This window comes from Pseudomonas sp. MF08875 (assembly GCF_059862525.1).
This window is the reverse complement of the sequence record NZ_JCBCUW010000007.1, coordinates 127,178-139,592: the sequence shown is the minus strand read 5'-3', so window position 1 is coordinate 139,592 and position 12,415 is coordinate 127,178. Positions and strand designations below refer to the sequence as shown.

The 12,415-nt window shown below is 62.8% G+C and carries 11 protein-coding genes; 6 read left to right on the top strand and 5 right to left on the bottom strand.

Annotation, left to right across the window (positions count from 1 at the left end; translation table 11 throughout):
* Positions 1-19: 19 nt before the first annotated feature.
* Positions 20-1,951, top strand: a complete 1,932-nt coding sequence (locus tag AC19YT_RS06120) for a RecQ family ATP-dependent DNA helicase (RefSeq protein ID WP_500597415.1) — start codon at positions 20-22, stop codon at positions 1,949-1,951.
* A 40-nt stretch (positions 1,952-1,991) separates the two neighbouring features.
* Here the strand turns inward: AC19YT_RS06120 and AC19YT_RS06115 are convergent, their stop codons facing one another.
* Together AC19YT_RS06115 and AC19YT_RS06110 are read right to left on the bottom strand one after the other, a co-directional pair.
* Positions 1,992-4,382, bottom strand: a complete 2,391-nt coding sequence (locus tag AC19YT_RS06115) for a penicillin acylase family protein (RefSeq protein ID WP_095109165.1) — start codon at positions 4,380-4,382, stop codon at positions 1,992-1,994.
* A gap of 104 nt (positions 4,383-4,486) precedes the next feature.
* The gene (locus tag AC19YT_RS06110; RefSeq protein WP_500609933.1) at positions 4,487-5,068 is read right to left on the bottom strand and encodes a DUF6436 domain-containing protein; all 582 of its coding nucleotides are present in this window, start codon (positions 5,066-5,068) and stop codon (positions 4,487-4,489) included.
* A 110-nt stretch (positions 5,069-5,178) separates the two neighbouring features.
* Here AC19YT_RS06110 and bipL point away from each other — a divergent pair, with 110 nt between their 5' ends.
* Positions 5,179-6,120, top strand: coding sequence for a phospholipase BipL (bipL, locus tag AC19YT_RS06105; protein WP_095109163.1), 942 nt, complete (start codon positions 5,179-5,181; stop codon positions 6,118-6,120).
* 16 nt (positions 6,121-6,136) lie between these two features.
* Here bipL and AC19YT_RS06100 read toward each other — a convergent pair whose 3' ends face one another.
* Entirely contained in the window at positions 6,137-6,889 is a 753-nt protein-coding gene (locus tag AC19YT_RS06100; protein ID WP_095109162.1) for a DUF2059 domain-containing protein, read from the bottom strand.
* Between the two features lie 108 nt (positions 6,890-6,997).
* Here AC19YT_RS06100 and AC19YT_RS06095 point away from each other — a divergent pair, with 108 nt between their 5' ends.
* On the top strand, positions 6,998-7,630 hold the full coding sequence (locus tag AC19YT_RS06095; protein ID WP_095109161.1) for a 2OG-Fe(II) oxygenase: 633 nt from the start codon (positions 6,998-7,000) through the stop codon (positions 7,628-7,630).
* Positions 7,631-7,632: 2 nt separating this feature from the next.
* Entirely contained in the window at positions 7,633-8,121 is a 489-nt protein-coding gene (locus tag AC19YT_RS06090; RefSeq protein ID WP_500609940.1) for a 2-thiouracil desulfurase family protein, read from the top strand.
* A gap of 9 nt (positions 8,122-8,130) precedes the next feature.
* On the opposite strand, the gene AC19YT_RS06085 is transcribed toward AC19YT_RS06090, so the two are convergent.
* Positions 8,131-8,904 carry a transporter substrate-binding domain-containing protein gene (locus AC19YT_RS06085; RefSeq protein ID WP_500609932.1) on the bottom strand — a complete coding sequence of 258 codons (774 nt, stop codon included), beginning with the start codon at positions 8,902-8,904 and terminating at the stop codon, positions 8,131-8,133.
* Positions 8,905-9,037: 133 nt separating this feature from the next.
* On the opposite strand from AC19YT_RS06085, the gene AC19YT_RS06080 reads away from it, so the two are divergent.
* Positions 9,038-9,475: a DUF4399 domain-containing protein gene (locus tag AC19YT_RS06080; protein WP_095109159.1), complete on the top strand. Its 438-nt coding sequence runs from the start codon at positions 9,038-9,040 to the stop codon at positions 9,473-9,475.
* A gap of 105 nt (positions 9,476-9,580) precedes the next feature.
* On the opposite strand, the gene serA is transcribed toward AC19YT_RS06080, so the two are convergent.
* A complete protein-coding gene (serA, locus tag AC19YT_RS06075) occupies positions 9,581-10,810 on the bottom strand; it encodes a phosphoglycerate dehydrogenase (RefSeq protein WP_095109158.1) in 1,230 nt (409 codons plus the stop codon).
* A gap of 204 nt (positions 10,811-11,014) precedes the next feature.
* Here serA and AC19YT_RS06070 point away from each other — a divergent pair, with 204 nt between their 5' ends.
* Positions 11,015-12,409, top strand: a complete 1,395-nt coding sequence (locus AC19YT_RS06070; protein ID WP_095109157.1) for a D-2-hydroxyglutarate dehydrogenase — start codon at positions 11,015-11,017, stop codon at positions 12,407-12,409.
* The last annotated feature ends 6 nt before the right edge of the window (positions 12,410-12,415 follow it).

Genomic DNA, 12,415 nt, shown 5'->3' with positions numbered 1-12,415 from the left:
TTTTTGGAGCCGCGACCTTATGTACAGCACCCTCGAGCGGGTTTTCGGTTATCCACAGTTTCGCCCTGGCCAGGAGGCGGCGGTCAGTGCGGTATTGGCCGGGCGTTCGGTGGCGGCGATATTTCCTACGGGCTCCGGTAAATCTCTGTGCTACCAGTTACCGGCGTTGCTGCTGCCGCATCTGACACTGGTGGTGTCGCCGCTCTTGGCATTGATGCAGGACCAGTTGGCGTTCTTGCAACGCCACGGCATTGCGGCGGCGAGTATCGATTCGGTGCAGAGCCGTGAAGACGCCAGTGCGGTGATGGCGCGGGCGCGGTCCGGTGAGTTAAAGATCCTGATGATCTCCGTGGAGCGCCTGAAGAACGAACGCTTTCGTAACTTCCTACAACAGGTGCAGATTTCTCTGTTGGTGATCGATGAGGCGCACTGTATTTCGGAGTGGGGCCACAACTTCCGCCCGGATTACCTGAAGCTGCCGGACTACCAACGCCAGTTCGCTATCCCCCAGGCCTTGCTGCTCACCGCCACCGCGACGCCGCAGGTAATTGCCGACATGCAGGCCAAGTTCGCTATCGCCCCCGCCGACGTGGTGACCACCGGTTTCTACCGGCCCAACCTCAACCTGCTGGTGGAGCCGGTAAGCGGCCAGGACAAGCGTCGGCGGCTGGTGCAGTGGATGAGCGCGCGAGCAGGGCAGGCGAGCATCGTCTACGTCACGCTGCAAAAAACCGCCGAGCAGATTGCCGAACACCTGAGCCAGCACGGTATCGCCGCCCAGGCTTATCACGCCGGGTTGCCCCATGAGCGGCGCGAGGCCATCCAGCGCCAGTTCATGGCGGGCCAGGCCGGTTGCATCGTCGCCACCATCGCGTTCGGCATGGGCATCGACAAAAGCGATATCCGCAACGTGGTGCATTTTGACCTGCCCAAATCCATCGAGAACTACAGCCAGGAAATCGGCCGCGCCGGCCGCGATGGCCAGCCCTGCGATTGCCTGGTGCTGGCCAACCGCGACAGCCTCAATGTGCTGGAAAACTTCGTCTACGGCGACACTCCGGAGTTGAGCGGCATCCGCTGTGTGCTGGAAGAACTGCAAGGCGCCGCACCGGACGGCCAGTGGGAATTTTTGCTGGGGCCGCTGGCAGACCAGAGCAACATCCGCCAACTGCCCCTCAAGACCTTGCTGGTGCAGTTGGAATTACGGGGGTTGATCGCCCCGCGTTACGCCTATTTCGCCGAATATCGCTTCAAATTACTCCTTGAACCAGAGGCATTGCTGACGCGTTTCGAGGGCGAGCGACGCGACTTCGTGGCGGCGATCATCCACACCTCTAGCCGCGCCCGGACCTGGGCCACGGTGAATTTCGACGCGCTCTACGAGCAGTACGGCGCCGAGCGCAACCGGGTGGTCAAGGCGCTGGATTACTTCCAGGAAAAGGGCTGGGTGGAGCTGGAAAGCAAGCAGATGACCGAGGTTTACAGCGTGCTGGCGGATTTCGATGCGCCAGCCCTGAGCGCCGAACTGCACGCCTACTTTACCCGCCACGAACGCGGGGAAATTGCACGCATCCACGCCATGCTCGACCTGTTCGCCACTGAGCAGTGCCTGGGCCATCGCCTGGCCCGCTACTTTGGCGACGAGCAGGCGCCGCAACGCTGCGGCCACTGCTCGGTGTGCCATGGCCAGGTCGCGCATTTGCCGGCGCCGCCCGAGTTGCCCGCGCTTGTGGATAAAAACTTCGCGGTGCTGTGCGGCACATTTATCCACAGGCACCAGCAGCACACGGGGCTTGAGCCCAGCAGCGAATTGCTGACGCGCTTCCTGGGCGGCATCAGCGCGCCGCTGTTCACCAAGCTCAAGGCCCGCGCGATCCCCGGGTTCGCGGCGCTGGAGGATTACCCTTACGCGCAGGTGCGTGCGTGGGTCGAAGGCCAGTTGCCGGGCTGAGGCCTGTCACCCGCCGCCGCTGTTGTCGTAGCCAGCGGGGCTACAACTTCGCAGGCAGCAGGCGCAGGGTGCTGCGGGTGTTGGCGCTGACTTCTTCTTCGCTGAAATGGGCCTGTTGATAGAGGCCCTCGATGTACGCCTCGGCCTGGTCGCCGTAGTGCTTGTCGAACGGTACGCCACTCTGGCCGACCGGGTTGATGGTCAAGCTGTGGGCCGGGTCGGCGAAGTCGATCAGGCGCCGGGTCGAGGGGCCGTAGGTGACCGGCCATGGCGCGGGGCCGATTTTGGCCGAGAGATTGTTCGGCACTTCGTGGCTGCCCGGCGCGGCGAACGGGCCGACATTGAACAGCCGATCTAGCGGTTTTTGCGTGCCCAGTGGATGGCTGTGGGTCAGGGTGTGGGCCTTGCCCCACTGCCATTGGCCGGGGTCGTCGCCCAGGGTGGCGCTCAGGTGGGCGATGCTGTTCTGCCAGGCCAGCAGCACGATCTGGGCGCGGGTTTCCTTGGCTGGCGTGTGGCGGTTGTCCCACCAGGGCGAGTCGACGGTGGCGGCCAGGCGCGGCAATGCGGCGTCGATCACCCGGGTCGAGAGCAGGGTGTCGAAAAAGCTGTCGCCCAACTCATCGCGAAACACGGCATCGCTGAGGTTGTAGAGAAACTGGTTGAACAGCGTCGCGCTGGTGGATGCCAGCGGATAGTCGCCCGGCCACTGCGCCAGTTGCTCCAGTAGCTTGCGTTGGGCCGGGTCTTTGACCTCGGCGCGCAGGTCCGCCAGCAAAGGCGCCAACAGGCGCGGGCCGTAGGCGGTGGTGGTGCCCAGTTGCAGTTTCTGGCTGTTTTCCAAGTCCCAACTGATGCTGGCGTCGCTCAGTTGCCGGTTCAGGTGTTGGCCGCGATCGGCGAGGTTGTAGTAGCCAGGGATCTCCATGCCGGTGGGTGAAGCCGGTTGGTAGTTGGCCGAGAGGATATAGCCGCGCGGCGGGTTTTCTTCCTGCGGATTGGCGCTGAACGGGTAGAAGCCTTCCTTGTCGGCCTGGGCCGTAGTGCCGTCGAGGATGAACGCCGGGTTGGCCCCCGCTGCGCGTTTGGGCAACTGCGCCGCGGCCCACCAGGCGATGTCGCCGCGGGCATTGGCCCACACCAGGTTCAGCCCCGGCGCATGGACCTTGGCCGCCGCGCTGCGGGCCTTGGCCAGGGTGTCGGCGCGGTTGAGCTGGTAGAAGCCTTCAAGGATCGGGTTCTGGGTTTCCAGGAAGGCCCACCACATGGCGATGGGGGTCTTGCCTGCCGTGGCACCCAGCACGTCGTTGATGATCGGGCCATGGGGTGATTGGCGCAGCTCCAGGGTGACTGGGGCCTGGCCCTTGACCGCGATCTGTTGTTGGCTGCGGATCAGGTCTACCCATTGCTCGCGGTACCAGACCTGGTTGGGGTTGTCCGGGTTGACCTTCTCGGCGATCAAGTCGAGGTCGTCGTTCTGGAACATCGTCAGGCTCCAGCCGAAATCCCGGTTGTGGCCCAGGAACGCGAAGGGCACCAGGGCCTGGTGATGGCCGTATAGCTCAAAATCCGGCGTGGACAACTGCGCCTCGTACCACACCGCCGGCACCGAGAAGCGGATGTGAGGGTCGCCGGCCAGCAGCGGTTTGCCGCTTTTGCTGCGGGTGCCGTCCACCACCCAGGCGTTGCTGCCTTCCATCTGCGGCAAGCCATTGTCGGCCAGGGCTTGTTCGCTGAGGCGGGCGATGGCGTTCAGGTCCTGCCAGTCCCCGGCGCTCAGGCCCGGAGCCTGGGCCAGCATGCCTTTGGGCTGCCAGCTCAGGTCGAAGACGTCCAGGTAGTCGGGGCCCACCTGGTCGCGGATGTAGGTGAGCAAGGGCTCGGTACGAAACGCGGCAGCGAAGCTGTAGGCCATGTACCCGGCGACGCTGATGGTGTCTTCCACGGTGAAGGGCCGCGGGGTGATGCCTAGCACATCGAACTCCAGCGGGTGCGGTCGGGCATCCTGATATTGGTTGATGCCGTCCAGATAAGCCTGCAAGGCCTGCGACGCGGCAGATTGGCGATCCAGGCTGGCGGCATAGCTAGCGGCGCGCTCGCGGATGCGCAGGCTGCGGAACAGTTTGTCGGTGTCTACCAGTTTGGGTCCCAGCACCTCGGCCAGTTCGCCCCGGGCCAGGCGCCGCATGATTTCCATCTGGAACAGGCGATCCTGGGCGTGCACATAGCCCAGGGCGCGGTAGAGGTCGAGGTCATTGCTGGCGCGGATGTGGGGCACGCCACGTTCGTCGTAGCGCACGGTGACCGCATCCTTGAGGCCGTTGACCGCCACCAGGCCCTGGCGCGACGGCTGCTTGCCATACAGGTACCAGCCACCGCCCAGGGCGAGTACGAGCAGTAGCAGGGCCAAGAGGGTCAGGATGCGTTTCATTGAAGCTCCTTGTTGTTTCTTATGGGGGTGCCACCCGCGAACCGCGAACATTTAGCACAACCACCCCGGTGGCGCAGGCTTGTCCGTGAAAAGTCGCAATTGCCTTACTCGGCCGGCACCGCCGTCCACGGGCAGTAGCAGCCCACCGCCAGGGTATGCGTGGCGTTGACCGGGCGGTTCTCGCTCAAGGCCTGGAGGATGGGCTCGATGAAGCTGTTGCTGGAGTTGCAGGTCAGGCCTTCGCTGTACGGGCCGAAGTAGGCCAGTTTGCCATCGCGGTCCCAGATCGCCACGGCGGGGCTGGCGGGGATCTGCTCGGCGCCGGGCAGGCTGTCGAGGTAGGTCATTTGGCTCAGGTCGGCCGGTAATTTGCCTTGGCTGCCAGGTTTTTGCACGGCGTAGAACGCCACGCCCTGGGGCGCGAAATGCGCGATCAGTTCGCTCAAGTGCTGCTGGTTGCCGACGTTGCAGGGGCAGGCCGGGTCCCAGAAATGCACGAGGCGGATCGGCCCCGGGCCATCGATGGCGGCGGGCAGGCGCAGGGCATCGCCGGAAAACACCGCCGTGTGTTCGCTGAAGGTGCGCACATAGCGCTCCTGGAACCATTGGTAGGCGGCCCAGAGCGTCGCCGCGCACACCAGGGCGAGCAGGCTGGCAATCAGGGTTGTGCGGTAGGGCAGGCGCATGCGGATCAATCCTCGAAGGTCGCGTAGCTTGCCATGCCGGGCGCGACAGATGAATATCGCAGGCCCATAAAGTCTGTTGCGCAGCCTGGCGCATTTGTCTGGAACCCCTTATGCCTGCGACCTTCGACCCCGATTCCCTACGTGCCAGCCTGCGACCATTGGCCGCCGCGCAGCCGTTGTCGGTACAGGCCCGGGCCTACCAGCACTTCTACGGGTTGGACCTGGCCGACTGCGAAGCGGGCCTGGGGTGTTTTGCGGCAGGTGGCTACGAGGTGGTGAGCCAGGTGTGGCGACCCCGGCAGGCGCGGGGCACGCTGTTTTTGCTGCACGGTTTTTACGACCACATGGGCTTGTATCGCCACGTCATCCAGTGGGCGCTGGCGCAGCAGCTCGTGGTGATTGCCTGCGACTTGCCGGGCCATGGGCTGTCCAGCGGCGAGCGTGCCAGCATCGCCGATTTCGCTGAGTACCAGGCGACGCTGCAAGGCCTGTTCGCCGAGGCGCAGTCCCTCGACCTGCCGCAGCCCTGGCACCTGTGCGGGCAGAGCACGGGCGGGGCGATTGTGGTGGACCATGTGCTCAGCGAGGGGGCCCGCAGCCCGGCCCAGGGCCAGGTAATCCTGCTCTCGCCCCTGGTGCGGCCGCGGGCCTGGGGCTGGTCGCAGCTCAGCTATTACCTGCTCAAACCTTTCGTCAACGGCATCGCCCGGCGGTTCAGCGAAAACTCCAACGACCCGGCGTTCCTGGCGTTCCTGCAGGCCGATCCGCTGCAACCCTTGCGCCTGCCGACCGCGTGGGTCGGCGCGTTGGCGCGCTGGATCAAACGCATCGAGGCGCTGCCGGGCAGCCCGCGGCGGCCGCTGATCGTCCAGGGGCAAGCGGACATGACGGTGGACTGGCAACACAACCTGGAGGTGCTCAAGCACAAATTCGACCGCCCGCAGGTGTTGATGCTGCCCACGGCGCGGCATCACCTGGCCAATGAAACCCAGGCCCTGCGCGACGAGTATTTTGCGTTCTTGAGCAAGCGGCTCAAGGGCCGCGGCCTTTGACCTGGGGCGCCCCGGTTTACGGGTTGAGGCTGGAGCTGCTCTGGCCCACGGCGAGCCCGGCGCGGATCGCCGCCAGCGCAGCCTGGTAGTAGGTCTTGCCCTCGGCCGACTCGGCGAAGGTGGCGAATTCTTCCAGCTCGGCGTCGGACAAATCGCGATAGACGTAGAGCAGGGTGTTGTTCAGGTCGGCACCGATCTGTTCCATCAGCCGCTGGCGCTGGCCGTTGAGCATGCCTTGGGCCTGGCCGCCGCCCAACAGCCCGGGAATCATCTGGCTCAGGCTGTCGGCCGCCACGCCGGCGATGGCCAGGCTGACTTCGGCCCCCGCCTCGCGCGCCGGTAGGGCTTGGGCCAGGTGGCCGATGATGAGCAGACGGTTGTCGCTGGCTTCGATTTTCGGCAAGCCCTGGGCGTTTTTCGCCAATTGGTCGCGGCGCGTGGCCAGCAGTTCGGCGGCGATGACCTTGCGCCCCAGGGGCGACTGGAAAAACGCCAGCGCCGGCGCCGGGTCGGCAAGCTTCTGGCGCAACTGGGCCAGGGCACGCTGGTCCATGGCTTGGGGCGCGAAACGTTGGTTGCTGTTGTCCACTAACGCCTGGTACACCGCCGGCGGCAGGCTGCTGCGGTAGCGTTGCTGGGCGGCGGTCAAGGCATCGGTGAAATGCGCACGTTGCTGCGGCCAGCCGGCGACCGTGTAGAGCTGGTCGAGGCCGTCTGCCCAGGTGGGCAACGCGCAGAACATCAACAATGAAAAAAGCAAACGGCGCATAGGGACTCCTGTCAGCAGGCCACCATTGTCCGTGGCACTTTGGGACTTGTCGAGAATTCGTATCAGTCCGCTATGCGGCTCTGTCGGATATTGGGCCGTATCGATACTATGCGCGCCATGCAAATACCCTCTGAACACCCGCTGTTGTTACGCATCGTTGACGACCTGGCTACGCGGGGGTGGTCACAGCAGAATATTTTCCTGCCGGAGGCTCTGACTCTGGAACTGGCGGCTGAGTGCCATAAACGTGCCGCCGAAGGTGAGCTCGCCCCGGCCGCCGTGGGGCGAGGGCCGTTCCAGGAGATTCGCGAGGGGATTCGCGGCGACCATATTCAGTGGCTCGAACCCGGCCAGGCCCTGCCTTGCGATACCTACCTGGGCTTGATGGACAGCCTGCGCGTGGCCATGAACCGTGGCCTGTACCTGGGGCTTGAGGATTTCGAGTGCCATTTCGCCCTGTACCCACCGGGGGCGTTTTACCTCAAGCATGTGGATCGCTTTCGCGACGATGACCGGCGCATGGTCTCGGCGGTGATCTACCTCAACCAAGGCTGGCTGCCGGAGCATGGCGGCCAATTGCGCATGTACCTGGACGATGGCGTTGAATACGACGTGACCCCCACGGGCGGCTGCCTGGTGGTGTTTCTGTCGGGAGAGGTGCCCCATGAAGTGCTGCCCGCCACCCGCGAACGCCTGTCGTTGACGGGCTGGTTTCGCCGTCGCGGCAACGAGCCGTTTTGACCCTGCACAAGGTGCTGGTGAGCCGCTGCCTGCTGGGGCATCGGGTGCGTTACGACGCCGGCGCCAGCGGGCCGTTCGATCAACTGGAACAGTGGCTCGCGCAAGGGCGGGTGGTGGCACTGTGCCCGGAGGTCGCCGGCGGCTTGCCCACGCCCAGGCCCGCGGCGGAGATTCCCGGTGGCCAGGGTGTCGAGGTGTTGGCGGGCGATGCGCGGGTGCTGACCGCTGCCGGTGAGGACTTCACCGCAGCGTTTTTATCCGGGGCCCAGCAGGCGTTGGCGTTGGTGCAGCGTTTCGACATCCGCGTCGCCGTGCTCAAGGCCAACAGCCCTTCATGCGGCAACCTTTTGACCTATGACGGCACGTTCAGCGGGGTCAAGGTGGGAGGCGATGGCGTCACTGCGGCGCTGCTCAAGCGCCATGGCATGCAGGTGTTCAACGAGCTTGAATTACCTGCTGCCGCCCAGGCCCTTGCGGCGCTCAGCCGGTAGCGGCGGGCTTCAGTTCTTGGGCGGTGTGCTGGCGTCCATGCCGAACCATTTCTCCGACAGCGCCATTAGCCGGCCATCTGCTTTGATTCGTTGCAACGCCTTGTCCAGGCTGGCCTGGAACGCCGGGTTGCCCTTCTGGAAAGGGATCACCAGGCTCAATGTCGGGCCGACCTTGGCCCCTTCCTTAACCGGCAGTTGGCTATCGCGGATCGCGAAAGGCACCAGCAGGCGATCGCTGATGGCGGCGTCGATCTGCTTGGCGGCCACGTCCTTGAGCGGTTGCTTGGCGTCGGGGTAGCTGCGCAGGTCGATCCCCTCGACGGTGCGCGCCTGCTCCACAAACTGGCTGCCCTGCGCCACGCCCAGGGCCTGGCCCTTGAGGGCGTCGAGAGTGGAGAGTGGGCGCTGCTCTTCCTCACGCACGATCAATTGCGCGTTGGAATAGCTGTAGGGCTCGCTGAAATCGAAACGATCCTTGAGTTGCGGGGTCAGTGCTATGTGGTTCAGGGCGATGTCGTATTTACCGCTCTCGACACCCGGCAGCAGGTCATTGGCGTCGGTGACGACGAAGTCCGCGCGAACATCGAGTTCGTTGGCGAGAAATTGCCCCAGTTCCACTTCAAAACCGGTCAATTTGCCGTCGTCCTTGAAGTTGAACGGCGGGTTGTCGGCTTGCAGTGCGATGCGCAGTTCACCGCGGTCATTCACATCGTCGATCAATTCGGCTTGAGCACAAACGCTCACAAGGGGGAGCAGCATTAATAGGCCAGGCAAAAAGCGCATGGTTACTCCTTTGATTTCTAATGTGCCGCGCAGGGTGCTGATGCGCTTTGCTATGGTGTTGAGTGCCTTCGACAACGAATAGCCACGAAGTTGTCATAAACCTACAAAATTTGCGAAAGAACTGGAGAAGTTAATGAAAACCTTTATGTCGCGTGCAGCGTTTGCAGGTTTGTTATTGAGCGCCTCGATGCTCGCCATGGCTGCCGAGGTTCCGCGTACAGCGGCACCGGCGGGTGCCAAAGTGTTCATCGTGTCGCCGGCCGATGGCGCTACGGTGGCGAAAACCTTCAAGGTCAAGTTTGGCGTCGAGGGCATGGCCCTGGCCCCTGCCGGTGACCAGACGAAAAACACCGGCCATCACCATTTGCTGATCGATGTCGACAAGTTGCCGGCAGAAAATATGCCAATCCCCGCCGATGCCAACCATATCCACTTCGGTAAGGCGCAGACCGAAACCGAAGTCACTCTGGCCCCGGGCAAGCACACCTTGCAACTGGAATTGGCGGACAAGAACCATGTGCCGTTCAAGCCGGTGCTGGTCTCGGAAAAAATCACGGTCACCGTGGAATAAAAAAGGAAGCCCCCGGCAAATCGCATTTGGGTGCGATCTGCCGGGGGCTCCTTTTTAGCTGCAAGCTATAAGCGGGCAAACATCAACTTGCCGCTGGCCCGGTTCTTAGAAAAGAACCCGGCTACGGATAGTGCCGTTGATGTGCTGCAACTTCTCTTGCGCCAGGTCCGAGTACTCGGCGTCAACGTCGATCACAACGTAGCCGACTTTCTCGTTGGTTTGCAGGAACTGACCGGAAATGTTGATGCCGTTTTCGGCGAAAACCTTGTTGATCTCGCTCATCACGCCCGGGATGTTCTCGTGGATGTGCAGCAAACGGTGCTTGCCAGGGTGAGCCGGCAGGGCCACTTCAGGGAAGTTCACCGACGACACGGACGTGCCGTTATCGCTGTACTTGACCAGTTTTTCCGCCACTTCCAGGCCAATGTTGGCTTGGGCTTCTGCAGTCGAACCGCCGATGTGCGGGGTCAGGATGACATTGTCCAGGCCACGCAGCGGGCTCTCGAACTCTTCATCGTTGGAGCGCGGCTCCACCGGGAACACGTCGATGGCGGCGCCAATCAAGTGTTTGTCCTTGATCGCGTCGGCCAGTGCGTCGAGCTCGACCACCGTACCGCGTGCCGCGTTGATGAGGATGCCGCCCTTCTTGATGGCGCGGATTTCCTTCTCGCCGATCATCCACTGGGTGGCTGCGGTTTCCGGCACGTGCAGGGTGACGATGTCGGACATGCCCAGCAGGTCGTGCAGGCTGCCGACCTGGGTCGCGTTGCCCAGTGGCAGTTTGGTCACGGTGTCGTAGAAGAACACCTGCATGCCCAGGCCTTCGGCCAGCACGGACAGCTGCGTGCCGATCGAGCCATAACCGACGATACCCAGCTTTTTGCCGCGGATTTCAAAGGAGTTGGCCGCACTTTTGATCCAGCCGCCACGGTGGCAGGAAGCGTTTTTCTCAGGGATGCCACGCAGCAGCAGGATCGCTTCGGCCAGCACCAATTCAGCCACTGAGCGGGTGTTGGAGTAAGGCGCGTTGAACACCGCGATGCCGCGCGCGCGGGCCGCGCTGAGATCCACCTGATTGGTGCCGATGCAGAAACAGCCGACTGCCACCAGCTTCTTGGCGTGATCGAAGATTTCTTCAGTCAGCTGGGTGCGGGAGCGAATGCCGATAAAGTGCGCGTCGGCGATCTTTTCCTTGAGCTGGGACTCCGGCAGAGAACTGGTGATGTACTCAATGCTGGTGTACCCGGCGGCCTTTAGGACGTCGACGGCCGATTGGTGGACGCCTTCCAGAAGAAGGAACTTGATCTTGCTCTTATCGAGAGAAGTCTTGCTCATCTGCGTAAACCTGTATCCCGGAGAAAAATGGCAGGGAATCGAGCAGCGCAAGCTGACCCGGACGGCAGGAAAGCCGTCACCGCAGGAGGTCCTTGGGCACTCTCCTGCGGGGGCGGTATGCTAGCATACGCGCCCCGCTAAACACTCATTCCTGCGACGTGAAGCGTTCTCAGGATGACCATGAATTGTTCGAGAGTTCTATCCATGACCAATCCTGCCCTGATTGATGAGCTGAAGACCCTGGTCGAGCCCGGCAAAGTCCTCACCGATGCCGACTCCCTCGCTGCCTACGGCAAGGATTGGACCAAGCATTTTGCTCCGGCGCCCTGTGCCATCGTGTTCCCGAAAACCACCGAACACGTCCAGGCCATCGTGCGCTGGGCCAACGCCCATCACGTGGCGCTGGTGCCTTCGGGTGGCCGCACGGGCCTGTCGGCGGCGGCCGTGGCGGCCAATGGTGAAGTGGTGGTGTCTTTCGACTACATGAACCAGATTCTCGACGTGAACCTCACCGACCGCACTGCCGTGTGCCAACCGGGCGTGGTCACCAAGCAGTTGCAGAACGCTGCCGAAGCACAGGGGCTGTACTACCCGGTGGATTTCGCGTCTTCGGGTTCCAGCCAGATTGGCGGCAATATCGGCACCAATGCCGGCGGGATCAAGGTCATTCGCTACGGCATGACCCGCAACTGGGTCGCGGGCATGAAAGTGGTCACCGGCAAGGGCGACGTGCTGGAACTGAACAAAGACCTCATCAAGAACGCCACCGGTTATGACATGCGCCAGTTGTTCATCGGCGCCGAAGGTACCCTGGGCTTTGTTGTCGAAGCCACTATGCGCCTGGACCGGGCGCCGAAAAACCTCACAGCGATGGTGCTGGGCACCGCGGATTTCGATTCGATCATGCCGGTGCTGCACGCCTTCCAGAGCAAGCTGGACCTGACGGCATTCGAGTTCTTTTCCGACAAGGCGCTGGCCAAGGTCATGGCCCGAGGCGATGTGCCGCCGGCGTTCGAGACCGACTGCCCGTTCTACGCCCTGCTGGAATTCGAAGCCACCACCGAAGAAGTGGCCAACCACGCCCTGGAAACCTTCGAGCACTGCGTCGAGCAGGGCTGGGTGCTGGACGGCGTGATGAGCCAGAGCGAAACCCAATTGCACAACCTGTGGAAACTGCGCGAGTACATCTCCGAGACCATTTCCCACTGGACGCCGTACAAAAACGACATTTCGGTCACTGTGTCGAAAGTGCCGGCCTTCTTGAAGGAAATCGACGCCATCGTCGGCGAACACTATCCAGACTTCGAAATCGTCTGGTTCGGCCACATCGGCGACGGCAACCTGCACTTGAACATCCTCAAGCCCGATAACCTGAGCAAGGATGAGTTCTTCGCCAAGTGCGCCACCGTCAACAAGTGGGTGTTCGAAACCGTCGAGAAGTACAACGGTTCGATCTCCGCCGAGCACGGCGTGGGCATGACCAAGCGCGATTACCTGACTTACAGCCGTTCCCCGGTTGAAATCGAGTACATGAAAGCGGTCAAAGCGGTGTTCGACCCGAACGGCATCATGAACCCGGGCAAGATTTTCGCGGTTTGAAACCCC

What these genes read in the sequence shown, in the direction of transcription:
- AC19YT_RS06110 (WP_500609933.1), bottom strand. Translation starts at nt 5,068, where the DNA reads ATGCGCCTGCCCTACCGCACAACCCTGATTGCCAGCCTGCTCGCCCTG.
- AC19YT_RS06085 (WP_500609932.1), bottom strand. Translation starts at nt 8,904, where the DNA reads ATGCGCTTTTTGCCTGGCCTATTAATGCTGCTCCCCCTTGTGAGCGTT.
- AC19YT_RS06070 (WP_095109157.1), top strand. Translation starts at nt 11,015, where the DNA reads ATGACCAATCCTGCCCTGATTGATGAGCTGAAGACCCTGGTCGAGCCC.
- AC19YT_RS06120 (WP_500597415.1), top strand. Translation starts at nt 20, where the DNA reads ATGTACAGCACCCTCGAGCGGGTTTTCGGTTATCCACAGTTTCGCCCT.
- AC19YT_RS06115 (WP_095109165.1), bottom strand. Translation starts at nt 4,382, where the DNA reads ATGAAACGCATCCTGACCCTCTTGGCCCTGCTACTGCTCGTACTCGCC.
- serA (WP_095109158.1), bottom strand. Translation starts at nt 10,810, where the DNA reads ATGAGCAAGACTTCTCTCGATAAGAGCAAGATCAAGTTCCTTCTTCTG.
- AC19YT_RS06080 (WP_095109159.1), top strand. Translation starts at nt 9,038, where the DNA reads ATGAAAACCTTTATGTCGCGTGCAGCGTTTGCAGGTTTGTTATTGAGC.
- bipL (WP_095109163.1), top strand. Translation starts at nt 5,179, where the DNA reads ATGCCTGCGACCTTCGACCCCGATTCCCTACGTGCCAGCCTGCGACCA.
- AC19YT_RS06095 (WP_095109161.1), top strand. Translation starts at nt 6,998, where the DNA reads ATGCGCGCCATGCAAATACCCTCTGAACACCCGCTGTTGTTACGCATC.
- AC19YT_RS06100 (WP_095109162.1), bottom strand. Translation starts at nt 6,889, where the DNA reads ATGCGCCGTTTGCTTTTTTCATTGTTGATGTTCTGCGCGTTGCCCACC.